This window comes from Nitrobacter sp. CN101 (assembly GCF_055390255.1).
This window is the reverse complement of sequence record NZ_AP038833.1, coordinates 3,794,596-3,818,646: the sequence shown is the minus strand read 5'-3', so window position 1 is coordinate 3,818,646 and position 24,051 is coordinate 3,794,596. Positions and strand designations below refer to the sequence as shown.

The window sequence follows — 24,051 nt, the reverse complement described above, 5'->3', positions numbered from 1 at the left end:
CTCGGCGTCAACAGGTTTTGGTGAGGTGCAGGCTGCGTCCGCTGCGATGTCGGCGCGTCTTGTGAGACGCGCCGGCTAATTCGCCTGGTCAACCCCATTTTCTCTTGAAGGTCAGCATAGCCTCTCCAAGCGGGGACGGCAGGCCGTTTCTTGCTTTCTTGATCTCTGCGTCGACCAGCGCTTGATCTTTCGAAAAAACAGTGACCGTGGCGTCGAGTTCTTGGTTCGCCTCGTGGGGGAGCGAAGGATCGCGGGCCTCTGCATTGCGCTTTTCAGCCTGAGCCATCCATTCCTCGGCAGTCAAAGTAGCCGGAACCACCAGAAAGCCGCCCCGTTGGTCTTCCGGCGGTGGACTGAGTTTGTTCAAAATCCTCGACGATTCGGCCGTCATGGACGGCTTTCCCCGTGCGGCCTCTCGTTTCAATACGTCCAAAATGCACTCAAGGATTGTCTGGTAAACGGGCTCGCCGTCATAAGACCCCCGAACCTTTTTCAGGGCGACCCGCCGCACGATCGAGCGCTGGCTGATCGCCCCTTTTGGCCGGCCCCGCGGGTTGCCTGACTTGCCTTTGAGAAAGCGGTATTCGACCGGGGGCGGCTTACGGCCGCTCGCAGTCTTAGCCATTGTCCTGCCCCTTCAGAAATTGACGACGTAATTCATCGAGCTGCGCTTGATCTTGCTGATATTCGGCTTGCGCCGCCTCAAACATCCCGGGCTCCCAAGGCGGCGCGCCCAGGATCTTCAGCAAGATGCAGAAGGAATGCAGGTCGAGGTTCTTCGGCGCAACGAGGGACCCATGAGTTTGTTTGCCGGGAGGCGGTTCAAACAAGCCTGCCCCTTCAACGATCTGGATAACCTTCTTGATAGCGCTCGGCTTGCCCTTCAGCGCCTCTCTAACCAAAGAGAGCAGGGCGGCCCCGAAAGGGTGCACCTTGACACGCTTGCCGCCTCTGTCCGTGTCAAAGGGGCGATTGAGTTGAGGTGACTGACGAGATCAGGGACTTTATCTTTCCGGCTCGTCTTGCGACGCGCGGCGAGATTGCCCTTTTTGAAGCGATACTCGACGGGAGGCTTCTTGTAACCGACGGAATACTCACGGGGCATGGACTGCTCCTCGATTTAGAGCCGGCATAAAAAAGCGCGGCTCCGGTGAAAACCGAAAACCACGCAATCTGCCCATGCAGCGTCGAGGTACCTTAAGAATAGCTCCGACCCATGCCGGCTCTCTATTCACAACGGAGTGGCGCAACGACCCATGCCGCATCATCGACACCCGTCTCAGGCCCTCGGCCAATAAAACGATTTAGCGCGTCGATCAAGTCCAGATGTGGGATGCCGATAAATTCAGCGCGACTACTGCCGTTCTTCGCGTTGTCTAGCATTCATTCCCCGTACCTCGCGTCACAAATTCCCGTTCCAATTTTCGCGGGAATTAATAGCGTAAGTCCCTAGAAACACGCCGTTGTTCGCCGGACCACACGCGCGAAAACGATCAAATTTGCATTTTTGCCCTGTTAATTCCCGTAAAGCTCGAAAGACCGGTTCGCATCCGACTGCGTCCGCCGCCACCCAGTCTGTTATTTTTCGCATTTCCAGAGACTGACGAAAAAGCCCCGCTGTTGGCGCGGGCTTTATTGCAGCCCATTCAAATCAGCAAGTAGAGAGCACATGATCCGAGACCCCCGTTGGTTGCTTAGATGAAATTTAGGCTGTGCCTTCAACCGTGAAACAATCGTTGCTCCAAGATTACCCCATAACCGGACATGCTGCTGACATATCAAAATCGACGCGAATGACCATCTCCGACGCCACCCTCTGGCCCCACCACTGCGCATGCCCCGATACATGAGCTCGCCCTTGGCGAGTCAATCGTCATAGCCGTCTTACAAAATGCCAGGCTGCGTAGGCGTGTTTCCAACTATCTTGAGGCTAGACGAGTCATCTGCGGAACAGTCCGCCCACCGCACGCCCTACGCCGTGCACAGCGCCGCCGATCGCGCCGATTGGACCGCCGACACCACGCGAATAGCGGGCACGGCCCCCAGCGCGACGACGGTGTTGATGGCCAGATTTGCCAGCGTTCGCGCTGGTGTCCGTTAGTACCTTATGCTGGGTGGCGTTGAGGAAGCCAGTCGTAGGGTAACCGTTTTTCTCCTGCCAGCGCGCGATAACGGCGCGAGTCGATTCGTCGAACTTCCCATTGATCTTGGTGTCGAACCCGAGCCTGGTTAGCCTACGTTGCACGTCACGGCGCTTTGTTTTGGTGAGGCCGATCTGTTCCTCGGTCTTCTGAGTCGCTTCGTCGGTAGCGATCGCTGTATCGGCAGGTATCAACGTCTCGCGAGGCGTGCTGCTCAGACCAGCCATAGCAAAGTGCGCGCTATTGATGATCGCTAGAATGGACAATGCCAGGATCAAGGCGCGCATGTCCTTTCCTTCGCCCCCAAGTCCGCCGATGGTTCGGTCTAGAAAGTAGGAGACGCACCGCACCGTCTGAACCATCAAAATCCGGCGGCGCCACTCCGCTTCGTCGCGGGGTAAACTGTTGTCCGCCGCAGACGGTTCCATAGCCTCGCGCCGATTGTCACGCCGTATTGCACGCGGGGGCAATGGGAACGGCACCGTCCTTGGTCCTTCGGGATCAACCTCAAAAATGGCCGGAGCCTCAGGTTCCCGAGATGTGATGCATGAGTCCGTTTGTGGCCCTTTTAGGAACTGGCGCGATGTCGGATTTGAGGCATGCCCGATGGCGACGCAAGGCATAATCCAAAGAGGTTCGTGTTGAACGCTGGCCGGAGGCGACGGCGGTCATCCCTCGATGATCGGCGGACACCAGCAGAGCATACCAGCCTGCCGACGACACAGTTCTCGCCAGGCTCGGATAGGTAATCCCACCCATAAACATGGTTTCATTGCGCACTCTTCGAAGACTTTCCAGCTTCAGGCGACCTAGTCACAGCCCATGGATCGTACTTTTCCTTGGAATCGGGAATGCGTTTGAGAGCCTCCTGATAGGCCTTTTCGTCGACCTTGGGCTTATTGCCTGTGGCTGCAGGACCCCCGCCCTTATGCCCACGCTTGCCGCCTCCCATCTGGGCCTGTGCAGGCACTGCCAACAACGCCAGCACCGCCACTGCCATCACCAGAAATCTCATCGCGAGCTGTCTCCCTAGCCGTCGCTTGGCGCAAGGCTAATTCTCAGACAGCCGCTCGTAAAGTCGGGAACGCCATCTGTCGGGAATTTATTGAAAGCGCCGACGGACTTTCATGCCGACGACATCGCGGCGATGGATCTGTTCGTCGTACCGACGATCTCATTTCGGTTGCTCGTACGGCTGGAAGCAGGCCCCTCGCTATCTGATCCGCGACCGGGACGGAGCCTATGGCGAAATCTTTATTCGAAGAGTTCGATCCATGGGCATTCGTGATCGACCGACGTCGCCGCGCTCGCCATGGCAAAACGCATATGCTGAACGGCTGATCGATTCGATCCGGTGGGAATGCCTTGATCATGTTGTTGTCTTTGGCGAGCGGCATCTTCGTCACGTGCTGCTGTCTTACATGAACTACTATAATGAGACGCGCGCGCACCAATCGTTGGACAACAATGCGCCCGTATCGCGCACGGTTCAGAGAGCAGGGGGTGTTCTTCGCCTTCCAATCCTGGGTGGCCTGCATCACCAATATATTCGATTTGATTTGCGACAGGCACAGCGAAGATAAAGCAGAAATCCGAAAGCGCCTGCAGAACAATTGCTGAAGTCATCAGAAATCTTGCCGCGGCGAGGACAGCGTTTGCAGATTGCGTCTGATCAGCGCAGGGAGATCGCGAATCCCAAAGCCGTGTCGTTCGTCATCGGCGCGCGATCGGCACCGCAGACATCCACAGCCCAACTGCTTCAGGTGGATCACCACCTCAGCTGTGCCCAACTCCCGAAGACAGCATAAATAAATCTACGCCGGGGCCGATCTTCACCGAGCATGTGATGCGCCCGCGGCACCGGTCATTACCTCGGCACTCCGCCGCCGCTACACTCGCCGTGGTGCTCAACGAACGGGGCTGTGTTGATCTCGATCACGTCGCCGAATTGTTACAGCGTATGTCGAGGACATCATTTTTAACATTTAACGCACTAAATCTGATCATGGGGCATCACAGCTTGATCATAAGTAATCGCATACAATGGAGCGGTCCATCACGGAGCACAACGGTGCTGGTTTTGGAGAAGATTATTTATTTGTTTTCGGCGCCGGGTGCGATGGGCGTCTTCAATTTGAAAGGATTGCAAAATGGCCGAAGATCTCGATTCCGTTATCGAAGCGCTTTCCAGTGCAAAACTGAGTTTGGGTAAAGCAGTAGAACAAATGACAACCGGCACAGCGGCGTCAAACCTTTCCGAGGCTCAGTTGAGCCGGCTTAAGGCGCTGTCGGACCAGAACACTGGTTGTCAGAATAGCGGCTGCGGCGGTGCCGAAGCTGCGCTGGCGGCGAAAGCCGGGGGCCGGAAGTAAGTCCGTTCGCCTCGTCCGGCGGAAGCCAATGTTATTCCGCCGGACGTTTTTGATGCGGGTAGGCTGCTCGGTTTGATAACCGTGCTTAGCTGCTAATGAGGCCCGATCATGCAGAAGCTGTCCTCATATATTGTCGTATCACCTATATTCTCTGAGAATAACGCACCCCTTTTAGTGGTTCTCGCCACCCGGACGGGCGCCGTTTTCGAGTTGCCGCTATCGATCTGGCAAGTCTTGCGGTCGGGCGCATTCGAGAAACTGAACGCCAAGACCCGGACCGAGTTGTCGGAAGCGGAAATACTCGTGCCGCAGGCGGAGGACGAACTAGCGGCTGTGTTATCGCGCAATCGCGAGGCGATCCGGACCAATACTCATCTGAATTACGTAATCCAGCCGACCGCGCATTGCCAGCTCGGCTGTGGCTACTGTGGCCAGACGCATGAGCGAAGAAACCTCAGCATAGAGAACGAGACGGCCATTCTGCGGGACGTCCGAGACAGACTGGATGCCGGGAAGTTTGCAGAGCTGAACCTCTGCTGGTTTGGCGCCGAGCCGCTTTCCGGGCTTGTGCAAATGCGCTCTCTGACGCCCCAGCTTCGACGAATTGCGGAAGAAAGGAATGTTGAATACCGGGCGAGCATTGTTACCAACGGATTGGCAATGTCACGGAAGATAGGCGCTGAGCTAGTAAATGCACTCGGGGTTGTGTCTATCACCGTGTCGCTCGATGGAACTGCGATGTACCACGACCGGCGACGGCATACGAAATCCGGTAAACCGACTTTCAACCAGATCCTTGCGAACCTCGTAGCGCTGGCGGATACGATTGGCTCCGATCCGGTGGAGATCAAGGTCCGCTGCAATGTCGACCGGGAGAATGCGCCCGATGTTGTACGGCTGCTGCAGCGCCTGCATGACGAGGGGCTGCACCGTGCGGTCCAGTTCTATACGGCGCCGATCCACTCCTGGGGCAATGATGCCCATCGGCGGAGCCTTGACCCGGAGGACTACGCCCGCATGGAGCTGTCCTGGTTCGTGGAGATGAAACGGCTGGGCTTTTCGGTGCCGCTCGTCCCCAAGGTGCAGCATGTCGTCTGCCTTGCGGTGCAGCCGCAGGGAGCCCTGGTCGATGCGCATGGCACGCTCTTCAACTGCACCGAGGTCTCCTATGTGCCGAGCTACGGCACGCCAAACCGATTTGCCATTGGTGATGTCATGAGCGGCGAGCGAGGCACGACGCGCGACGTCCTTGGTAGCTTCAACGATCAAGTTCAGAGCGGCGCCTTCGGCTGCAGCCGCTGCCGAATGCTTCCTGTCTGTGGAGGCGCATGTCCGAAGGAATGGATCGAGGGCCGAGTGCCCTGCCCCAGCTCCAAGCGCAATATGGCGGAACGGCTGCTCCTAGTGGCGGCTTTCAGTCGCACCGATTCGGCGACTGATCCGGCCGAGGCTGCGTAAGCGGTGGCGTGAGCCGGTTCGGAGAACGGTTATGCGGATCACGCGGGACCGTATTCATCTAGAGCCGGACGGGGTTCTGCTCATCGGCGTAGCCGGCCCGATCCTGATCCGAAGCGAAACGGTCAGGGAGATGATCGAGGCGCTTCTGGCCTATGCCGATCCGATTTCTGGAGAAGTCTACGGGATTCGGCCGCATGGCGGCCGAATGGAGGCCTGTTACACTGAACTGACCCAGTTGCTTGAGATGGCGGGCGTGGCGGATGCTGCAAGTGCTGCGACGCAGGCGCCGCGCCCACGCGAGGGCCATGTGCTCATTGCTGGCGATGCCGATTGGGTGCCGGCCTTGGCCGAAGAACTCGCCCATTCGGGGATAGCGTACCTGTCGTTCTGGTATCCTGAGCCGAGTGGCAATTGCGACGCGGCAACCAGTCTGGAGGCTCTGTGCAGCAGGGTCAAAATCATGGCCCCGGATTGCATCGCCCGCTTGCACGCATGCGCCGACGGAGAATGGGATTTACCTCCGGATGTGGACCTCGTCGTCGGCGCGCTGGCCCCGGTCAGGGTAGGACGGCAAGTCGAGCTGGAGCGCGCTTGCCGCGCTGTCAGGATCGCCTTTCTCGGGGCGGACATCGTCGGCACGCGGGGTTGCATCGGCCCGATCTCCCTTCCAGGCACCGCGGGTTGCTGGCTCTGTGCACGTCAGCGGCGCCGTGCGCATAGCCCCGATCCCGAGGCGGTGGCGCGCGCCGATCGTCTGACGGTTGCGAATTTCCCACCTCTGCCGTGGGACGTGGCGCGGTCCTTCGGGCAATCGGTTGCGGTGGAGGTCCGGCGCTATCTCCGGTCGGCCGCTGAAACGTCGCTGCGCGCGCATGTGCGGCTCGTCGAGGTGCACGGGCAGACCTCAGCGCGCCATGGCTTTGTTCCGATGCCTTGGTGCGAGACCTGTGGAACGGATGGTCCGGCACTGCCGCGGCCGGACCTTTCGGCCACCGCTGACGAGCCTAACGTAGAGACGATCCGAACGGCGTTCCTGGACTGGATCGATCCGGAAACAGGGCCGATTGTCGGGCCGGTCCTCCGGGAGCTGCCGCAGTTCGCGCGCAAAGCTTTTGTTGCGGTTGCAGAGATTGCCCCTTTTTGCGCGTTTCGAACCGATCCTACCCTACCGGAGCCGGCGTCTGGCAAGGGGATGGCGGAAGGGACAGCAATGCTCAGCGCGATCGGAGAGGCGTTCGAAAGATATGCCGCTTCGCGCTGCGATCTTGATACCCTGGTCCAAGCCCGTATGGCCGAGCTCGATGGCCAAGTGCTCGATCCGCGTCGGGTTGGAATGTATGATGCGGCGCAATATGCCGCCGAAGGCTTTCCGTTCGCGCCCTTCGATCGCGAGGCAGTTCATTTTTGGAGGTTGGCGAACAATTTGCGAACCGGGACGAAGACGTGGGTACTGGCCAGTCAACTGTACTACAAATTTCCGTCCGTGTTTTCGGATTTCGTCGCGCAGGTCACCTCGAACGGGCTAGCCGCTGGAGCGGACTTGGAAAGTGCAACGATGCGGGCCGTTCTGGAGCTCATTGAGCGGGACGCGGTCATGGTCGCGTGGCTCTGCCGCGACCCGGGGCGCCAACTGCCGCTCAATCTCTGCGATGCCGAGACCCGCGACATCGCCGGCGAACTGATGTCCGCGGGCGTTTCTGTCGCATTTTACCTGCTCGAGGGCGCAGGAAAGACTCCGGTGGTTCTGTGCACAGCCATGGGAGACGGACGGTCATGGCCCGGCCTGTCCGCCACTGCGGCGGCGCATCCCTGTCTCCGGCATGCGGCCCGAGGGGCGATGCTGGAGCAGGCCGTCTCGGGCTTCGGCCTGATGAAGATGCTGCGAGAGGGAAGTGGACCGCGGCCAATGCGTCCAGAGGAGGTGCGCTGCGGCCAGTTTCTCGACCACGCTTGTTATTATTTGCCTAAGCGAGAGGAAGAGTTGGCGTTTCTTCGAAACGCGCCGAGCTACGAACCGGAGGTGGAGAGCCATGACGAGCCGATTCCGAGCCTTGCTGAATTGGCGGCCCGTCTGGCCGGCGATGGAGTCGAGATCGCGGTGGCCGACCTTACCCCGCCCGACGTGGCGAGCGCCTCCATTCATGTCGTCCGCGCCGTCGCGGCAGGTCTACAGCCACTCCATTGCGGTTTCGGAATGGAGTTTCGCGGAAGCTGGAGGCTTCGACATTGGCGGAGGAAGGCGCTGAACCCGGCACCACACCCATTCTGCTGACCGAGCCGGCTGCAAGCAGCCGTTTTTGCGATGGTGGTACGCTTGACGTGTGACGCTCGGACAATCCTATCTCGGCCCCTCCGCGAGCTGCTGTTCGAGGTTTTCAGCCAGCGCTACGAACGCGGCGCAACGCTGGTGACCGGCAATCTGCCTTTTAATGAATGGACGTCCGTCTTTGGGTTCGAACGTCTCACCAGCGCGCTCCCCGACCGGTTACAAGCGGAGCGCACCAGCTTCTGCAGCGCTTCCCGTCGTCGGGCAGTGCGGCGAGATCGACGTTCGTACGAGAAGAATCTAACTGACTCGCACCGTTCTCGCCGCATTTCTTGCATCATCGAGTCAATTGGTCGCGGATCATCCGGCAATTGCCGGACGCCAGCATTGCTCGGGCGCGCGCCAATCTACACCTTCGATCGGCAGCGACGGCTGTGCCGAGGTCAGTGACAGCGTTTCGCCAAGTGTAATGCTTGGCGGCCACAACGTCGCAGCAAATCCGACAACGGAGTGGATTGCGCGTCAGATAACGGAGGCCTTCCCTTGGGATGATGCCCCAAAATACCTCATCCGCGATCGGGATCAAATCTATGGCGCGGTCGTCACACGCCGTCACTTGCCACTTCGTTGATTTAGTCTGACCGGCCCGTCATTGACATCGCGCGGACTTCGGTTACGCCACTCCCAGATAAAGAGAGGTCCAGGTGTTCAACGGCAAATCCGTATTTATTTCCGGCGGTACAGGCTCCTTCGGGCGCAAATTTGCGAATATACTGCTCGAGCGCTACGACTTGGCGCGCCTCGTTTTCTATTCACGCGATGAGCTCAAGCAATTCGAGATGCAGCAGGAAGTAAACGCGCCCTGCATTCGCTGGCTAATTGGCGATGTGCGTGATCGCGAGCGGTTGATCGAAGCGATACGTGGGAACATTTATGGCGCGGAGAACATTGTGGCAGCCGCGCTTGCCAACGACGTTGAGCAGGTGGTCGTGCTCTCAAGCGATAAAGCGGCTAATCCGATCAACCTGTATGGCGCCACCAAGCTTGCATCGGATAAACTGTTCATTGCTGCCAGCAATATGGCAGGCAAACGACGTACCACCTTCTCGGTCGTGCGCTACGGCAACGTTGCCGGCTTGCGCCGATCGGTGGTCCCATTTTTTGAAAAACTGATAGTGCAAGGCGCGACGTCATTGCCGATCACCGACACCGCCATGACTCGTTTCTGGATCTCGTTGCGGGAAAGCGTCGACTTCGTTCTGAAGTGCTTCCGACGTATGCATGGCGGCGAAATCTTCGTACCGAAGATGCCGTCGATCCGGATAGTCGACCTTGCAACGGCGATGGCGCCGCACCTGCCACAGAACTTGACTGGTATCCGGTTGGGCGAAAAGCTGCACGAGATATTGTGCCCTGCGAATAGTAGCCATTTGACGCTCGAGTTCAGGGATCATTATGTAATGCGGCATGTAATGCGGCCGTCGATCAAGTTCCACGATCGCGGCTATGATTATTTGGAGAACCGTCTCGGTGAGACTGGTGCTTTTGTAGCGCGGGGTTTCGAGTACAACTCCGGTACAAACCCCGTCCGTTACTCTGTGGAACAAATCCGGGAATTCTATGAACGGACCAAGACATGATTCCCTATGGTCGTCAGGACATCTCTAGCGTCGATGTCGAGGCGGTCGTCGAAGTCCTTCGGTCAGACTTCCTAACCCAAGGGCCGATGGTCCCTAGGTTCGAGGAGACGTTGGCGCGGGCAGTCGACGCGCCCGAAGCGGTAGCCTTTTCATCAGCAACTGCGGCGCTGCACGTCGCTTGTCTTGCGCTCGGGCTCGGGCCATCGGATCGACTCTGGACGGTGCCGAACACCTTTGTGGCCTCCGCCAACTGCGGTCTCTACTGCGGAGCGATCGTCGATTTCGTCGATATCAATGCTAGGACCCGAAACATGGACGTCGAGGCACTGGCCGCCAAGCTCGAAGCGGCCGAACGCAACGGCACCTTGCCGAAGGTTGTCGTTCCAGTGGACTTCGCCGGTACGTCCGCAGATCTTGCCTCCATCCGCCGGTTGGCGGACCGATACGGCTTCCGTATCCTTGAAGATGCGAGCCATGCTGTTGGCGGATACTACCAGAATAGGCCCGTCGGTTCGAGCGAACTCGCTGACGTTACCGTTTTTTCCTTCCATCCCGTCAAGATTGTGACAACAGGAGAAGGCGGTGCGGCGACCACGCGTTCTGCCGAGATCGCCCATCGCATGCGCCTGCTGCGCAACCATGGCATTTCGCGCGATCCCGCTGATATGACCGCCGTTCCCGAAGGCCCTTGGTACTACGAGCAGGTGATGCTCGGCTTCAACTACCGTATGAGCGACATTCAGGCGGCGCTCGGCGTGAGGCAATTTGATCGTCTCGCCGAATTCGTTGCTCGGCGGCACACGATCGCGGCGCGTTATCACGAAGGGCTTGCCGGTCTTCCCGTGATTCGCCAGTTCGTGCCGGAGGGCACTCTCTCGGCGTTGCATCTATATGTCATTGAACTGGATGAAACCGTAAGGCGTACTCGCGCCGAAGTTTTTGCAGCGATGCGCTCTTCAGGTATCGGCGTCAACGTCCATTACATCCCGGTCCATCTACAACCATGGTACCGGGCCTTGGGATTCTCCCGTGGCGATTTTCCGACTGCCGAAAAATACTACGATTTCGCACTAACGTTGCCTATTCATCCAAACTTGAGCGCTGAACAGCAAGATTACGTTATGGAACGGTTATCCCACGCGATCGGAGCTTGAGGATCTAAATTGTTGTGTTTTGAGATTCCGACCGGAGATCCAACGTTCGGTCTCAGAGCAAGACAGGACGGTTGGCTTGTGACGTATGACCCTTCCATTTTTTCAGACCTTAAGTGCGAAGAAGTCATTCTTCAAAAACGCTGTGGGAGGACTGGGCCGACTGGACCTCAGATGGAGAGCTGCTTATAGAACGTGATCTTTTTGGGTTGGTTTGCGCGATCAGAAATTTGAAAACCAGATCGCAGGGGTCTTCGTGGCGCCATGAATATTAGCGAGTTTCTAAAAGAAAATCGACGATTCTGGTTATCCTCCACCCCGCCCAAGTCTGCCCCGCTCAAGTCTGATTGCATCATAATTCTCGACCTTTATCACAACGACAATTTGCACTCTCACCTGTTCGCAAATTGCGTCGTTGCGAAGTGCATACAGCACGTGTGGGGAGGTGAAATCGTCGGAATTTTCGCTGATGACTTTGGTGATGTTCAAAAGGCATACATTGAAGCGAACCAGGCGCTCGCTCGCTCGTTTGGCGTCAGTCGCTTCTGCAATATTTCCGAATTTCGCAATCGTCTCCTGTCTGATCCGGTTTGGTCAGCCAATGCAGAGAGTGACCTTCGCAAGCGACTGCAAGGCAAGTCGGGATCCTCGCTCCGGCAAGCAATTCGCTCACTGTCAGAACCGCAATCCCCACGATGCGGCCTTCTGATTTACAATGAATTTCTGAGACGATTTGGCTTCGGCACCATCGACTATCTGAGCGACGAACTGATCGCAGTTGCAAAGCTCGTGTTGGCCGACTACGAAGCCCTTCCCATGATGTTTGGAAAGTCCCCGGTTCGAGCGAGTGTATTGGGGCACATTTGCTATTCGGTATCGGGACAGCTGGCTGATTTTACGGCCATGCACGGCGCGTCAACATTCCTAGTAGAACAGTACATCCCGATTGCTGTTACGCGATATCGGGATCTGACCGATTTGTCGTCCGGTCTTCCCGGCGACTGGAAGGAGATGCTGGAAAGGTACGTTTTCGATCAAGCTTTACTGGATGATCCCAGGCTTGACCTGTTCGGCGACGCTGTTGAAGGCACGCTGGCGCGGACTATCGAGCCGCTATTGAACCGTGATGTTGTTGATCAGCTGCCGGATTCTCGCGCGGCATTCCTTGAAAGCTGCGGTGTCAACCCCGAGAATCCTACGGTCTGTGTATTTGCGCATGTGTTTCAGGACGCCCCGCTGACGCGGCCCGGGCAACTCTCGGACGATTACTGGCAAGCTGTTGTCGACGTCGTCGATCTTGCGCGGTCACTGACACATCTCAACTTGATTATTAAGCCGCATCCGCTGAACGACAGCCATGATTGGAAAGGTTCGTGGGATACGCTGCGTAAATACTGTGCCGACATCAGGAATATCGGATTCGCAGATGGCGCCCTCAGCGCTGGTGAGGTCATGAAGCATTGCGACGCCGGTCTGACGGTTCGTGGAACGGTTCTCTACGAATTGGCCGCGGCTGGACATAGAATGATCGCGACGGGCGAAGACAAGTTTTCCGGCCTTGGTATCATCGAGGAGGCATCCAGCATGGAAGCTCTGAGGAGCATCCTGTTAGATGTGTCGCAAAAGGCTTGGTCGATGCCGGAGTATCAGCGCCGGCGCGCAGTGGCTTATTCCTACTGCATGCTCCAGGTATTTCGCAGCAAATCGATTTTAATTCCCGACAAACGTTGGGCTCCTGAAGAATATTTTCGGAGCGCGACGCTGGCGTTGTCGAATTTCAGATTGGAAGAGGATCCCCTCTTCATAAATCTCAAGTCGTTTCTCCAAGATGATCTGCCAATGCTGGTTTCGAAAGAGGCATTTCCCGTGGTTAGTTTGAAGCGGTAGGATTAATCTTTTCCGGTCTCTATTCAACCGACGTTAGCGGCGCCATGGCGGGACCGTCACGCGATCGCTGACCACTTTAGCGCTTCACCATAGGCGATGTCGCGCGCGGCGGTGCGGCCGATGACATCGGGTAGATGCTTTGGCGGCAGGCCAAAGCCGGGCCGGATGACGCGGATATTCTCCCTCGTCAGAGGCTCCCCCGCCTTGATCGGCTTGACTGCGTAGATCGAACGGCGAAACCGGATGTTGGCCTTCTCGCTCTGGACGGGGCCATAGCCGACAGATCCGAGCGCCGACCATGCCGACTTGCAATCGTCGACCAGTCGCTTGAACTCGTGCGGTTCGAGCGAAAACGCGGCGTCCGGACCACCGTCGGCGCGCGAGATCGTAAAATGCTTCTCTATGATGGAGCCGCCCAGCACGATTGAGGCGACGCAGGCGGCAGAGCCCGGCGCATGATCGGAAAGGCCGGACACGGCGTTGAAGGTCTGGCCGAGATGCGCCACCGTGCGCACATTCGCTTCCTCGATGGGAGCCGGGTAGGCACTGGTACAGTGCAGCAGCGCGATACCGCCGGCGCCGTTGTTGCGAGCTGTTTCGACCGCCTCCTGAATCTCGCCGAGATTGGCCATCCCGGTCGAGATGATCATCGGTTTGCCGCGTTTGGCGACATATTTGATCAGCGGCAGGTCAATCACCTCGAACGATGCGATCTTGTAAGCGGGAGCATCGAGCCCTGCGAGCAGATCGACGGCGGTCTCATCAAAGGGACTGGAGAAGATCGTGATTCCAAGCTCACGCGCCTTCGCGAACATTTTCCCATGCCATTCATAGGGTGTGTAAGCCTGCTGGTAGAGCTGGTGGAGCCTGTAGCCGTCCCACAGGCCGCCCTTGATCAAAAACTCCTCGCCATCGTGAGGAATGGTCATCGTGTCGGCCGTATAGGTCTGGATCTTGATCGCGTCAGCGCCGGTGGCGGCGGCGGCTTCGATCAGCTCCAGCGCCTTCAAAAGCTTGCCGTTATGGTTCGCCGACAGTTCGGCGATGATGTAAGGAGGATAGTCCGGGCCGATCTTGCGCCCCGCAATGATGAGTTCCGGGCTCTGCATCACAATTTACGCTCCTGGTGCGAACTGGAAGTCTCGGTTCGCAGCAACGCTGCCGCTTGGCGGAAACGACCGCCTCGGCAGCCGGTTTACGAGGTTTGCGCGGCGCAGATCAAAGCTGCATCGGGGCTGCCGCGGGTTTTGACGATTTGCATAAGTATTATAAGCCGGCTTGCATGAGAGCATCCAGAAGTGCGGCGGAAACAGCGCCCAGCGAGCCAGCCCGGTCGCGCCGAAACGCCCGCAACTCCGCGGGTGCAACGATCTCAAGTTCAGAATATTCACGGTTCTCAAGCGCCGCGAAGCGGCGCTGGATTTGCGCAGCCGGGGAGGCGGTCGCGAGCATGATTCCGACGTCGGTGACGTGGCTTTGCGGATCCTCGACAAGCGCGACGGCTCTGGAATGCGCCGACAGCTCGGACGCTCCGATACCAGTTTCTTCCTCGAGTTCGATCAGAATGCAGCGTTCGAGGCTCACCTGTCCGGCCGGCCCGACTGCCGCGTCGTTAACGCCGCCGGACGGCACCAGCTCCCAGCACCCGGCGTCCATCTCGGAGCGAGCGCTGCGCCGGCCGAATAAGACGCCATCCGGACAAGATAGGATACCTGTAACGGCGAGCGGCTTGATCCTCAGCGCGGCATGAAGGCTCGGCTCGCGCCGTTGTGCGAGGAAGTAGCGGTACTCCGAAATCCAGCCGACGATCGTTTTGGCGTCACAATAATCGACGCTGAACAATCGCCCGTTGTGGAGATCGTGGGAGCGTAGCTCCTTTTCGCGCTGCCAGATTTCATCCACGCGTGCCTCGATGTCCGGGCCGATGGTTGGCGCTGCCGCTCCCAGCGTTACTCTCGGCTCCGACTGAAGCAGATGAACATTCAGCATGCCGGTATTCTTCCAAGGAGATCGGTGAGGCGTTCGATGAACACGACCTGACCGGGCCACCCGGCGCGATTGTTCGGCGGCGCCAATGCCCACGTTTTTAGCCCCGCGGCAACTGCCGACATCGCGCCGATGCGGGAATCCTCGACGGCATGCGACAGGGCGGCCGAGCAATTCAGCCGCCTCAATGCCGTGATGTAGGGTTCGGCAGCGGGCTTGCCTACGTTCACCTCATCGCCGCCGACGACATCGTCGATCTCGTCGGCAAGCCCTCCGAATGCGAGCCATCTTTGCGCGGACAATTTAGGTGACGACGTAACTATGGCGATCTTCAACCCGCATGCGCGGGCGTGCGCCAGCAATTCATGTGCGCCGGCAGCGGGCCGCACGCTCTGCTGCGCCTGCAACACCATGGCCGAGTATTTTTGCAGGAGATCGGCCGGTGTTCCGGGCAGCTTGTGAGCCATTCTCAGCCGTTCGATAATCTCGCCAAGCGGCGGTCCGTTGAGCCGCTGAAACTCGACCTCGTCGCCGCTCGCGCCGAAGGAGGCGAGAAAGGAATAATAGACGTTTTTCAGCGCCGGCAGGCTGTCAGCGAGCGTGCCGTCAAGATCCAGAAAGAGGCCGCCGTGGAGCGGGCTGGCGTTAGTTTCCGGCATCAAGGTTTCCGACAGACAAACATCCGGCCTTGCCCAAAGGCGCCGAATGCGTTCGATGTCTCCGCCGATACCGCTATGTTGAGCAGGGTTGCTGCATGGACCAGCGGATGGTCGTAATCTACGGTGCCCCCATTGATGGCCGGGACCAGCACATAGAGCATCAGGTCGTGAAGCGAAATGAAATCCTCGATCTCGACCTCAAGGCCGAGCGTTTTGAGGTGCGGCAGAATGCATGTTTCGTCGAAGAACAAGTTGAATGCGGCAGGCGTGCGCGCGGGCAGGTCCAGCAGGGTGCGGCAATGATTTTGCCGATCATAGGTCGTCATCGAATTCTCGATCATGATCAGATGTCCACCCTCCCGCACCCTCGCGGCAAGGTCGGTGATGGCACGCATCTGCAGGTCGACCGATTCGATATTAATCAGGCAGCGATCGGTAAAAACGACATCGTATTGCGCCCGCAATCCCGAGGCCGCCGAAAGTTCGAGCGCATTGCCGATTCGGAAACTGGACCTGTCCTGAAAGCCGTTGGCAACGGCGGCTTCACGCGCAGCGTCGATCATTTCCGCGGTATAGTCGATGCCGTCGAGTTGCATGCGCGGGAATTTTGCGGCAAGGCCGAAGCAGTTCAAGCCATTGCCGCAGCCGACTTCGAGAACGTGTGCCGGCGCATCGCCGAGCCCGATCGCAGACATCCGGCGCGCCAATGCGTCGATCTCGAGCATTTTCGCGGTGCCGGTTCTGGTGGTGGCGCCGAGCGCGGTGCCGAATTTCGATGCCCAGTCCCGCCAATGAGCCTTGACCAGCTCGCGATCCATCATAGCCCTTCCATCTGCCTTTTCCGCGGCTCGCCTGACATTGCCGGAGGGTTTACTCTCCTGCGCGCCCGGAGCCAATGAAAGGAACGTTGGTCTTCAGCAGGTTCGTGACGAGAGCATGCAATGATCCGCTGCTCGGTTTAGTTGTAGTAGTGACGTGAAACTTCAAGGGGAACCAGCACATATGACCCAGATCACAGCACAGGAGGAATTCTGGGCCGGGGAGTTTGGCGACCATTACATCGAGCGGAATCAAAGTCAGGACGTGCTGGCCGCCAAGACCGCGATGTTTGCCCGGATTGTCCAGCGATGCAGCAACGTCCGGTCGGTTCGAGAGCTTGGCGCCAACATCGGTCTTAATATCCTGGCCCTCAAGACCCTGCTTCCATACGCAACGTTCCAAGCCATCGAAATAAACAGCCTGGCCTTCGAAAGGCTGGCGACGATACCTGGAATAGCTGCTTCCAATACGACGTTGTTCGAACCGGTCGGGTGGTCGAGCGTCGATCTGGCGTTTACCGCAGGCGTTCTGATCCATCTCAATCCTGACATGCTGCCGGTGGCCTATGAAAGGCTCCATGAGGCCAGCAATCGTTATGTACTCGTGGCGGAGTACTACAATCCCTACGTGGTCGAGATCAGCTATCGCGGTCACAGCGGGCGTTTGTGGAAGCGGGATTTTGCCGGCGAGATGATGGACAAGTACCCTGATTTAACGCTTGTCGATTACGGGTTTATCTATCATCGAGACCCGGCATTCCCTGCTGACGACCTGACGTGGTTCCTGATGGAAAAGCGGGCCTGACTAATCAGCCAAATAGCACCAGCGGGTCGTTGCGATCTGCACTCGCACATATTGGCTCGTGGTTGGTGCGGAGCGGCTTGCTGTCGACTATGCGAGATACTCCAGGGGTCGTAAAACGGAACAGCAGCTAGCGGTTTTCTACGATGCCAAACGAAGTCGTAATCATCACTCAGGCGCGCATGACGAGTACCCGCCTTCCGGGCAAGATCTTGATGCGCGCCGGGGAACGCACACTTCTTGAAACGCATCTCGATCGTCTCGCCGACGTCGGCGTGCCCGTGATCGTCGCGACGACAACGAATCTCTCCGACACTCCCGTTGTCGAACTCTGCGCCGCACTCGACGTTCCGGTATTTCGTGGCAGTGAGAATGACGTACTGGAACGTTACCGAGGCGCGGCGTGGGCACACGAGGCGCGCCACGTGATCCGCGTGACGTCGGACTGCCCACTCATCTGTCCAGACGTGATTCGCGCCGGCCTCGACATCTATTCGGGCCTGAAGAGCGAGTCCATTTATCTCTCGAATGGCGAAAAGCGGACCTACCCTCGCGGCATGGATTTCGAAATTTTTTCCCGACGCTCACTCGATTTCGCCGCGGAGAATGCCAAGCTTCCGTCCGAGCGCGAGCATGTGACAGGTTATATTCGCACGTCGATACCGGATATTCGCCACGAGTACTGCGCGGATGAAGAAGATCTCAGCGACTGGCGTATCACCGTCGACACCGACGACGACTTCAAACTCGCCAAACTTTTGATTGAAGATCATCATGCGGCCGAGATGGACTACCCGGGCTTAAAGGCTTTGCTGAAAGCGTATCCGGAGCTCATGAGAATCAACTCTCACATTCAACAGAAACCGATCTAAGGAATTGGAAAGACCCAGCGGATATCACAAGAGTATGCGCGCACCTTGCGTCCCAAGATCAAAAAATTTCCGCCGAGACCGGCTGTCCCTGTCGGAAACCTAATCCGGCTGGCAACCGAGGTCGAATTTGCTCGGTGTTCCGATGCCTGATGAATATTTTCGGATTTTGTCCGTTCTTGAAATCATGGAGAAAACTGACCAGTGTGGTCGGCTACGATGAACCCGAGTGTCCGCACACAGCCCCCAAATGACGTATGAGATCCGTCGCTCTTAGTTATACCTCCGGCTCTCGTACGTCTTCCAAACTCTCCTGATCGGCGTCCGTGAAACCGCACCTCTCCGTGAACTGTCAAGCATTGAACCAGCTACAGAGTTCATGGACTTTGAGAACCAAGATATCCTCGTCACGCCAGACGTGAAATGGCTTGACGACTACATGGGCGCCTCATGCCGCCCGCTGCAACTCAGTCCCCACGACCCCCGACGCGGGCCGCACTATTGCGTTCGGATTGATGCTCAAATCGAGCTCAAGCACGCCAGGAACCATGATGACGGCTTGCGGCCGACGTACGCTCTCGAACATCGCGAACTTGATGGCGTGAGCGCGATCAACAAACAGACCGCCGCGACTACCGCACTGATTGCGGACGATCCATTGGCCGCTGCTATTCTGGCCAACCAACAGAAAAGTGTGCGAGAGGTTGCTCGTACTCGGAGGTTCTTGCTTGTTCATGGTGCATGTCTTTCCAACAGGGAGCCAGAGACTTGGGTGTCTCGGAGGCGGCACGTTTCCAATCACCCTCGCAGAACGGGATGAGGTTGTTTGCGCGGCGATAGGCATTGTATTTTTCGATAGAACTTGCGTTCGTGCGTTTGTGGACGTCTACGCTCTCCGATCCATCGGCGTACCAGATGGGGAGGTGTTTTCGGATCTCATGATGGCCGCAACGTGCCTGGACATCGGACTCAAACCATCGATCCGAAGTTCATCAGCTGGGCTTGCCGGTCATTGAGATCCGATGGTCACCACATCCAGATTTTGAATGCAGTGATCGCGCGGATAACGACAACGACGCCGGTCAGCATGACCAGAGTCTTGCCAACACGCTTGATCACAGCGGGGGCCCCGTGCGGCTCCACAGTCAGCGACTTCTCAGAAATCGGCTGTGCTGCGGCGTTTGCTCCCGACCGACGGGGCATGCTTGCGAGATGAACTGTAAGCGACATGGGGCGCCTCCTTGAGTAAAACGTTGGTCCGCAAAGTATCGTCGGACACTCGGCAAGGTGCACATCTCGACATAGGAAATCGAGACGGGAGGCGAGGTAATTTCATAAGCGCAAAATAAAGAAGCCATGTCACTGATGCGGCATGGCGATGACTAAGATCGTCAATCGCGCCAGGCACGCAGTCAAGCCGTATTCCGCAGCCTCATCGAAATTGGTGGGTGCATGGCCAAAGAGAGCCCCGCGCCGTATGGCTGCCAGTGCGCCTCAATAGATGAGATGGCCGCAGAGGGCCGCAAGTCCAAACAGACTCTTTCGTCCATCTCCGATCAAGAAAAGATTTAGGGATCCAGCCCAGCGGCGGCGAAGACGGCTGTCTGCGCTCAGGGGAAAGCGGCGCGGCAGCAGCGGGCTGGCGACCGGTACCCTCTGAGCCAGGAAAGAGTGCGCGCTGATCTTTATGGAATTCCTATACCGCGGAGCCACGTTCCCTCTCGAATTCCTATGCGCTGTGGTGGCACGTACAGACTGAGCGCTGTCAGCGCGCGTGACAGCTCAAAACAGTTCACTCGGCAGGAGCAGGCAAATGCTGGACGTCTTCATGCTGGCCATCGGCCTCGGGTTCTTCGCGCTGGCGGTTGCCTACACCTACGCCTGCGACCAGCTCTAAGAGGGCTTCCATGATCTTCGATTACTCGCTTACTGCCCTCGTTTCTGCGGGCTTGCTCGTCTACCTCACCTACGCGTTGCTCAAGCCCGAGCGGTTCTGAGGAGCATGTCATGACTGCCAACGGCTGGATTCAGATCCTGATTTTTTGCGCGATCATTGTCGCGCTGGTTGCTCCGCTCGGCGCTTATATGACCCGTGTCTTCAACGGCGAGCGCACTTTCCTGTCGCCAGTCTTACGCCCAATTGAGATCGGCCTCTACCGCATTGCCGGCATCGATGAGAGCCGCGAGCAGCATTGGATCATGTACACGATCGCGATGCTGTTCTTTCATGTCGCGGGCTTCCTGTTCCTCTACGCGCTCATGCGCTTTCAGGAATTCCTGCCGCTCAATCCGCAGGGCATGACGGCTGTCGCTCCAGATCTCGCCTTCAACACATCGGTCAGCTTCATCGCCAACACCAACTGGCAGAACTATGGCGGCGAGAGCACGATGTCCTATCTCGTGCAGATGCTCGGGCTGACGCATCAGAATTTCCTGTCCGCCGCCACGGGCATGGCGATCGCGGTGGCCCTGATCCGTGGCTTTACACGCGCATCGTCGCGGACCGTTGGCAATTTCTGGGTCGATCTCACCCGCTCGACGCTCTACATCCTGCTGCCGATCTGCGTGGCCGGTGCGATCGTCCTTGTAGCGCTTGGCGTGCCGCAGAATCTCAACCCATATGTGGAAGCGACCACGCTCGAAGGCGCCAAGCAGACGATCGCGCAAGGGCCGGTCGCCTCGCAGATGATGATCAAGCATCTTGGCACCAATGGCGGCGGCTTCTTCAACGCCAACGCCGCGCACCCTTACGAGAGCCCGAACGCCATCACCAACCTGATCCACATGGTGGCGATCTTCGCCATCGGCGCGGGACTGACCAGCATGTTCGGCCGCATGGTCGGAAACCGCCGTCAAGGGTGGTCGATCTTTGCCGTGATGAGCATCCTGTTCGTGGCCGGCGTTATCGTCTGCTACTGGGCGGAGGCGTCCGGAACGACGGGCCTGAACGCACTTGGCCTCACTGGCGGCAACATGGAAGGCAAGGAGGTTCGCTTCGGTATCCCCCTGTCGGCGTTGTTCGCCGTGGTCACGACCGCGGCCTCCTGCGGCGCCGTCAACGCCATGCACGACTCCTTCACCGCGCTCGGCGGCATGATCCCGCTGATCAACATGCAACTCGGCGAAATCATCATCGGCGGCGTCGGCGCCGGTCTCTATGGCATGCTGCTGTTCGTCGTCATTGCGATCTTTGTTGCGGGCCTGATGGTCGGGCGGACGCCTGAGTATATCGGCAAGAAGATCGAGGCGAAGGAGGTCAAGATGGCCATGCTCGCCATCCTGATCCTGCCGCTGATGTATCTCGGCTGGACAGCTATTGCCGTCGTCTATCCCACGGCCGTCGCCTCGATCGCGAATCCCGGGCCGCACGGCTTCAGCGAGGTGCTCTACGCCTTCGTGTCGCAGACTGCCAACAACGGCTCCGCCTTCGGCGGGCTCACCGGGAATATCCTTTTCTACAATATCACCGGTGGCATCGCGATGCTGGTCGGACGCTTCATCATGATCGTCCCGGCCATGGCCATAGCCGGCTCGCTCGCCGCCAAGAAGTCCATACCCGAGTCCGCCGGAACGTTTCCGACGACCAGCGGCCTCTTCATTGGCCTCGTCGTGGGCGTCATCGTCATCATCGGCGGATTGACGTTTTTCCCGGCACTCGCACTCGGGCCGCTCGTCGATCACATCTCGATGATCCAGGGGCAGACATTTTGACAGCCCGTCATGATCGATGGAGCCAACGAGAATGCGTCAGCCAGTGTGACCGGAATCATTATCGGTCTGCTCGGTGTACTGCTGATGATCATGGGACTCGTGATCGCCGTTCTCGCCGTCATTCAATGGATTGCGCCGGCCTGAAGTCTTCTCTTGCCGGCCTGCCCACGAACCACACGCTGGAGTTTTTCATATGAGCCGGTCGAAACCCATGAGCATGATGGACGCCCGCATCCTTGGTCCTGCGTTGGGCGAATCCTTCAAGAAGCTCAATCCCAGGAGTCTCGCTAGAAATCCGGTGATGTTCGTCGTTGCCGTCGTTTCGGCGCTCACAACGATCTTTTTCGCAAAGGACATCGTGACGGGCGCGGAGAACGTCAGTTCCACGTTCCAGATCGTCTTGTGGCTCTGGTTCACGGTCCTGTTCGCCAACTTCGCAGAGGCCGTCGCCGAGGGCCGCGGCAAGGCACAGGCGGACTCGCTGAGGCGCACGCGCACGGAAACCCAGGCTAAGCTTCTCACGGGGACCGACCGCAAGAGTTCCAAACAGGTTCCTGGCACGAGCCTCAAGGTTGGCGATGTCGTGCTCGTGGAAGCCGGCGACACCATTCCCTCCGATGGCGAGGTGATCGAGGGTGTGGCCTCTGTCAACGAGGCGGCGATCACTGGCGAATCTGCACCCGTCATCCGTGAGTCCGGCGGCGACCGTTCGGCTGTTACGGGCGGCACACAGGTGCTGTCCGACTGGATCCGCGTGCGGATCACCGCCGCACCTGGCTCGACCTTCATCGACCGCATGATCCGGCTTGTGGAAGGCGCCGAGCGGCAGAAGACGCCGAACGAGATCGCGCTGAACATCCTCTTGGCCGGGCTCACCATCATCTTCGTGTTCGCGACCGTGACGATCCCGAGCTATGCCGCCTATGCCGGCGGTGCTATCTCCGTCGTGGTGTTGACCGCACTCTTCGTGACCTTGATCCCGACGACGATCGGTGCGCTGCTGTCGGCCATTGGCATCGCCGGCATGGATCGTCTTGTGCGTTTCAACGTGCTCGCCATGTCCGGCCGTGCGGTCGAGGCGGCCGGCGACGTCGACACGCTCCTGCTCGACAAGACCGGCACGATCACGCTTGGCAACCGGCAGGCTGCCGAGTTCAAGCCCCTTCGAGGAGTCAGCGAACAGGAACTCGCGGACGCCGCGCAGCTTGCCTCGCTCGCGGACGAGACTCCCGAGGGTCGCTCCATTGTCGTGCTTGCCAAGGAAAAGCACGGTATTCGCGAGCGCAACCTGACCGAGCTGCACGGCAAGTTCATTCCCTTCACCGCCCAGACCCGGATGAGCGGCATGGAGGTTGACGGCTCGTGGATTCGCAAAGGCGCGGTGGACGCGATTCTCAGCCATCTCAACGGCTCGCCAACGCTGGCCGCGGGTAGCGCTGTGCGGGTCCTGCAGTCAGCCGTGAGTGCCGACGTCGTTCGCGAGGTCAACGCGATTGCCGAAGCCGTCTCCAAATCCGGCGGCACTCCGCTTGCCGTAGCAAAGGATGGCAGGCTTCTCGGCGTCATCCATCTCAAGGACATCGTCAAGGGAGGCATTCGCGAGCGCTTCGCCGAGCTGCGGCGCATGGGTATCCGCACGGTCATGATCACCGGCGACAACCCGACCACGGCGGCCGCGATCGCGGCCGAGGCGGGTGTCGATGACTTCCTCGCTCAGGCAACCCCCGAAGACAAGCTGCGCCTGATCCGCGACGAGCAGGCCAAAGGCAAGCTTGTCGCGATGTGCGGCGACGGCACCAATGACGCGCCTGCGCTTGCCCAGGCCGATGTTGGCGTTGCCATGAACACCGGCACCCAGGCGGCCCGCGAGGCCGGCAACATGGTCGACCTCGACTCTAACCCGACCAAGCTCATCGAGATCGTCGAGATCGGCAAGCAGCTCCTGATGACGCGCGGTGCGCTGACCACCTTCTCCATCGCCAACGACGTGGCGAAGTACTTCGCCATCATCCCGGCGATGTTCGTCGCGTTCTATCCACAATTGAACGCACTCAACATCATGAATCTCGCGAGTCCGCAAAGCGCGATCTTGTCGGCGATCATCTTCAACGCGCTGATCATCATCGCGTTGATCCCGCTCGCCCTGAGAGGCGTGGCCTACCGGGCAATTGGCGCCGCCCCGCTGCTTCGCCGTAATCTGCTGATCTACGGCCTGGGCGGCGTCATCATCCCCTTTATCGGTATCAAGGCCATCGATCTCATGGTCACGGCCCTGCACCTCGCCTGAGGAG

The 24,051-nt window shown here is 58.6% G+C and carries 24 protein-coding genes and 1 pseudogene; 15 read left to right on the top strand and 10 right to left on the bottom strand.

Annotated features, from left to right (window positions below):
* Positions 1-88 precede the first annotated feature (88 nt).
* From ACZ5IL_RS19030 to ACZ5IL_RS19015, 4 genes are all read right to left on the bottom strand, one after another.
* Complete coding sequence (locus tag ACZ5IL_RS19030; RefSeq protein WP_464593927.1) at positions 89-625, bottom strand: DUF5681 domain-containing protein; 537 nt, start codon at positions 623-625, stop codon at positions 89-91.
* Positions 618-749 (bottom strand): hypothetical protein, encoded by a 132-nt coding sequence (locus ACZ5IL_RS19025; RefSeq protein WP_464593925.1) that lies wholly within the window; start codon positions 747-749, stop codon positions 618-620. The genes ACZ5IL_RS19030 and ACZ5IL_RS19025 overlap by 8 nt, the downstream gene beginning before the upstream one ends.
* A 1,190-nt stretch (positions 750-1,939) precedes the next feature.
* Entirely contained in the window at positions 1,940-2,569 is a 630-nt protein-coding gene (locus ACZ5IL_RS19020) for a peptidoglycan-binding domain-containing protein (RefSeq protein ID WP_464593923.1), read from the bottom strand.
* A 341-nt stretch (positions 2,570-2,910) separates the two neighbouring features.
* Positions 2,911-3,156 (bottom strand): hypothetical protein, encoded by a 246-nt coding sequence (locus ACZ5IL_RS19015; protein ID WP_464593921.1) that lies wholly within the window; start codon positions 3,154-3,156, stop codon positions 2,911-2,913.
* Positions 3,157-3,268: 112 nt separating this feature from the next.
* Between ACZ5IL_RS19015 and ACZ5IL_RS19010 the strand changes: the two genes are divergently transcribed.
* The 8 genes and pseudogenes from ACZ5IL_RS19010 (at position 3,269) to ACZ5IL_RS18975 (ending at position 12,915) form a co-directional block, all read left to right on the top strand.
* Entirely contained in the window at positions 3,269-3,724 is a 456-nt protein-coding gene (locus ACZ5IL_RS19010; protein WP_464593917.1) for an integrase core domain-containing protein, read from the top strand.
* 567 nt (positions 3,725-4,291) lie between these two features.
* Positions 4,292-4,513 (top strand): hypothetical protein, encoded by a 222-nt coding sequence (locus tag ACZ5IL_RS19005; RefSeq protein ID WP_464593915.1) that lies wholly within the window; start codon positions 4,292-4,294, stop codon positions 4,511-4,513.
* A 108-nt stretch (positions 4,514-4,621) separates the two neighbouring features.
* The gene (locus ACZ5IL_RS19000) at positions 4,622-5,971 is read left to right on the top strand and encodes a radical SAM protein (RefSeq protein WP_464593913.1); all 1,350 of its coding nucleotides are present in this window, start codon (positions 4,622-4,624) and stop codon (positions 5,969-5,971) included.
* A 31-nt stretch (positions 5,972-6,002) separates the two neighbouring features.
* Entirely contained in the window at positions 6,003-8,243 is a 2,241-nt protein-coding gene (locus ACZ5IL_RS18995; protein WP_464593911.1) for a TOMM precursor leader peptide-binding protein, read from the top strand.
* Positions 8,244-8,309: 66 nt separating this feature from the next.
* Positions 8,310-8,459, top strand: a pseudogene (locus tag ACZ5IL_RS18990) (ATP-binding protein); the annotation flags it as partial.
* A gap of 482 nt (positions 8,460-8,941) precedes the next feature.
* A complete protein-coding gene (locus ACZ5IL_RS18985; RefSeq protein WP_464593909.1) occupies positions 8,942-9,877 on the top strand; it encodes a polysaccharide biosynthesis protein in 936 nt (311 codons plus the stop codon).
* Positions 9,874-11,031: a UDP-4-amino-4,6-dideoxy-N-acetyl-beta-L-altrosamine transaminase gene (gene pseC / locus ACZ5IL_RS18980; RefSeq protein WP_464593907.1), complete on the top strand. Its 1,158-nt coding sequence runs from the start codon at positions 9,874-9,876 to the stop codon at positions 11,029-11,031. Before ACZ5IL_RS18985 ends, pseC begins: the two co-directional genes overlap by 4 nt.
* 261 nt (positions 11,032-11,292) lie before the next feature.
* Complete coding sequence (locus ACZ5IL_RS18975; RefSeq protein ID WP_464593905.1) at positions 11,293-12,915, top strand: hypothetical protein; 1,623 nt, start codon at positions 11,293-11,295, stop codon at positions 12,913-12,915.
* A gap of 56 nt (positions 12,916-12,971) precedes the next feature.
* Here the strand turns inward: ACZ5IL_RS18975 and pseI are convergent, their stop codons facing one another.
* The 4 genes from pseI to ACZ5IL_RS18955 form a co-directional block, all read right to left on the bottom strand.
* A complete protein-coding gene (gene pseI, locus ACZ5IL_RS18970) occupies positions 12,972-14,024 on the bottom strand; it encodes a pseudaminic acid synthase (RefSeq protein ID WP_464593903.1) in 1,053 nt (350 codons plus the stop codon).
* A 157-nt stretch (positions 14,025-14,181) separates the two neighbouring features.
* A complete protein-coding gene (locus tag ACZ5IL_RS18965) occupies positions 14,182-14,904 on the bottom strand; it encodes an NUDIX hydrolase (RefSeq protein WP_464593901.1) in 723 nt (240 codons plus the stop codon).
* Positions 14,898-15,560, bottom strand: a complete 663-nt coding sequence (locus ACZ5IL_RS18960; protein ID WP_464593899.1) for an HAD family hydrolase — start codon at positions 15,558-15,560, stop codon at positions 14,898-14,900. The genes ACZ5IL_RS18965 and ACZ5IL_RS18960 overlap by 7 nt, the downstream gene beginning before the upstream one ends.
* Positions 15,560-16,378 (bottom strand): class I SAM-dependent methyltransferase, encoded by an 819-nt coding sequence (locus ACZ5IL_RS18955; protein WP_464593897.1) that lies wholly within the window; start codon positions 16,376-16,378, stop codon positions 15,560-15,562. The genes ACZ5IL_RS18960 and ACZ5IL_RS18955 overlap by 1 nt, the downstream gene beginning before the upstream one ends.
* Before the next feature lie 184 nt (positions 16,379-16,562).
* Between ACZ5IL_RS18955 and ACZ5IL_RS18950 the strand changes: the two genes are divergently transcribed.
* Together ACZ5IL_RS18950 and ACZ5IL_RS18945 are read left to right on the top strand one after the other, a co-directional pair.
* Positions 16,563-17,183, top strand: a complete 621-nt coding sequence (locus ACZ5IL_RS18950) for a pseudaminic acid biosynthesis-associated methylase (RefSeq protein ID WP_464593895.1) — start codon at positions 16,563-16,565, stop codon at positions 17,181-17,183.
* A gap of 143 nt (positions 17,184-17,326) precedes the next feature.
* On the top strand, positions 17,327-18,052 hold the full coding sequence (locus ACZ5IL_RS18945; RefSeq protein WP_464593893.1) for a cytidylyltransferase domain-containing protein: 726 nt from the start codon (positions 17,327-17,329) through the stop codon (positions 18,050-18,052).
* Positions 18,053-18,497: 445 nt separating this feature from the next.
* On the opposite strand, the gene ACZ5IL_RS18940 is transcribed toward ACZ5IL_RS18945, so the two are convergent.
* Together ACZ5IL_RS18940 and ACZ5IL_RS18935 are read right to left on the bottom strand one after the other, a co-directional pair.
* A complete protein-coding gene (locus tag ACZ5IL_RS18940) occupies positions 18,498-18,785 on the bottom strand; it encodes a hypothetical protein (protein ID WP_464593891.1) in 288 nt (95 codons plus the stop codon).
* 290 nt (positions 18,786-19,075) lie between these two features.
* The gene (locus ACZ5IL_RS18935) at positions 19,076-19,279 is read right to left on the bottom strand and encodes a hypothetical protein (RefSeq protein WP_464593889.1); all 204 of its coding nucleotides are present in this window, start codon (positions 19,277-19,279) and stop codon (positions 19,076-19,078) included.
* Positions 19,280-19,823: 544 nt separating this feature from the next.
* Here ACZ5IL_RS18935 and ACZ5IL_RS18930 point away from each other — a divergent pair.
* From ACZ5IL_RS18930 to kdpB, 5 genes are all read left to right on the top strand, one after another.
* Positions 19,824-19,946, top strand: a complete 123-nt coding sequence (locus ACZ5IL_RS18930) for a hypothetical protein (RefSeq protein ID WP_464593887.1) — start codon at positions 19,824-19,826, stop codon at positions 19,944-19,946.
* 10 nt (positions 19,947-19,956) lie between these two features.
* Positions 19,957-20,046: a K(+)-transporting ATPase subunit F gene (locus ACZ5IL_RS18925; protein ID WP_464593885.1), complete on the top strand. Its 90-nt coding sequence runs from the start codon at positions 19,957-19,959 to the stop codon at positions 20,044-20,046.
* A gap of 10 nt (positions 20,047-20,056) precedes the next feature.
* Positions 20,057-21,760 (top strand): potassium-transporting ATPase subunit KdpA, encoded by a 1,704-nt coding sequence (gene kdpA / locus ACZ5IL_RS18920; protein WP_464593883.1) that lies wholly within the window; start codon positions 20,057-20,059, stop codon positions 21,758-21,760.
* Positions 21,761-21,769: 9 nt separating this feature from the next.
* Positions 21,770-21,904 carry a hypothetical protein gene (locus tag ACZ5IL_RS18915; protein WP_464593881.1) on the top strand — a complete coding sequence of 45 codons (135 nt, stop codon included), beginning with the start codon at positions 21,770-21,772 and terminating at the stop codon, positions 21,902-21,904.
* A 67-nt stretch (positions 21,905-21,971) separates the two neighbouring features.
* Positions 21,972-24,047: a potassium-transporting ATPase subunit KdpB gene (gene kdpB, locus ACZ5IL_RS18910; protein WP_464596943.1), complete on the top strand. Its 2,076-nt coding sequence runs from the start codon at positions 21,972-21,974 to the stop codon at positions 24,045-24,047.
* The last annotated feature ends 4 nt before the right edge of the window (positions 24,048-24,051 follow it).

What these genes read in the sequence shown, in the direction of transcription:
- ACZ5IL_RS19030 (WP_464593927.1), bottom strand. Translation starts at nt 625, where the DNA reads ATGGCTAAGACTGCGAGCGGCCGTAAGCCGCCCCCGGTCGAATACCGC.
- ACZ5IL_RS19020 (WP_464593923.1), bottom strand. Translation starts at nt 2,569, where the DNA reads ATGGAACCGTCTGCGGCGGACAACAGTTTACCCCGCGACGAAGCGGAG.
- ACZ5IL_RS19015 (WP_464593921.1), bottom strand. Translation starts at nt 3,156, where the DNA reads ATGAGATTTCTGGTGATGGCAGTGGCGGTGCTGGCGTTGTTGGCAGTG.
- ACZ5IL_RS19010 (WP_464593917.1), top strand. Translation starts at nt 3,269, where the DNA reads ATGCCGACGACATCGCGGCGATGGATCTGTTCGTCGTACCGACGATCT.
- ACZ5IL_RS19005 (WP_464593915.1), top strand. Translation starts at nt 4,292, where the DNA reads ATGGCCGAAGATCTCGATTCCGTTATCGAAGCGCTTTCCAGTGCAAAA.
- ACZ5IL_RS19000 (WP_464593913.1), top strand. Translation starts at nt 4,622, where the DNA reads ATGCAGAAGCTGTCCTCATATATTGTCGTATCACCTATATTCTCTGAG.
- ACZ5IL_RS18995 (WP_464593911.1), top strand. Translation starts at nt 6,003, where the DNA reads ATGCGGATCACGCGGGACCGTATTCATCTAGAGCCGGACGGGGTTCTG.
- pseC (WP_464593907.1), top strand. Translation starts at nt 9,874, where the DNA reads ATGATTCCCTATGGTCGTCAGGACATCTCTAGCGTCGATGTCGAGGCG.
- ACZ5IL_RS18975 (WP_464593905.1), top strand. Translation starts at nt 11,293, where the DNA reads ATGAATATTAGCGAGTTTCTAAAAGAAAATCGACGATTCTGGTTATCC.
- pseI (WP_464593903.1), bottom strand. Translation starts at nt 14,024, where the DNA reads ATGCAGAGCCCGGAACTCATCATTGCGGGGCGCAAGATCGGCCCGGAC.
- ACZ5IL_RS18965 (WP_464593901.1), bottom strand. Translation starts at nt 14,904, where the DNA reads ATGCTGAATGTTCATCTGCTTCAGTCGGAGCCGAGAGTAACGCTGGGA.
- ACZ5IL_RS18960 (WP_464593899.1), bottom strand. Translation starts at nt 15,560, where the DNA reads ATGCCGGAAACTAACGCCAGCCCGCTCCACGGCGGCCTCTTTCTGGAT.
- ACZ5IL_RS18955 (WP_464593897.1), bottom strand. Translation starts at nt 16,378, where the DNA reads ATGGATCGCGAGCTGGTCAAGGCTCATTGGCGGGACTGGGCATCGAAA.
- ACZ5IL_RS18950 (WP_464593895.1), top strand. Translation starts at nt 16,563, where the DNA reads ATGACCCAGATCACAGCACAGGAGGAATTCTGGGCCGGGGAGTTTGGC.
- ACZ5IL_RS18945 (WP_464593893.1), top strand. Translation starts at nt 17,327, where the DNA reads ATGCCAAACGAAGTCGTAATCATCACTCAGGCGCGCATGACGAGTACC.
- ACZ5IL_RS18940 (WP_464593891.1), bottom strand. Translation starts at nt 18,785, where the DNA reads ATGAACAAGCAAGAACCTCCGAGTACGAGCAACCTCTCGCACACTTTT.
- ACZ5IL_RS18935 (WP_464593889.1), bottom strand. Translation starts at nt 19,279, where the DNA reads ATGTCGCTTACAGTTCATCTCGCAAGCATGCCCCGTCGGTCGGGAGCA.
- ACZ5IL_RS18925 (WP_464593885.1), top strand. Translation starts at nt 19,957, where the DNA reads ATGATCTTCGATTACTCGCTTACTGCCCTCGTTTCTGCGGGCTTGCTC.
- kdpA (WP_464593883.1), top strand. Translation starts at nt 20,057, where the DNA reads ATGACTGCCAACGGCTGGATTCAGATCCTGATTTTTTGCGCGATCATT.
- ACZ5IL_RS18915 (WP_464593881.1), top strand. Translation starts at nt 21,770, where the DNA reads ATGATCGATGGAGCCAACGAGAATGCGTCAGCCAGTGTGACCGGAATC.
- kdpB (WP_464596943.1), top strand. Translation starts at nt 21,972, where the DNA reads ATGAGCATGATGGACGCCCGCATCCTTGGTCCTGCGTTGGGCGAATCC.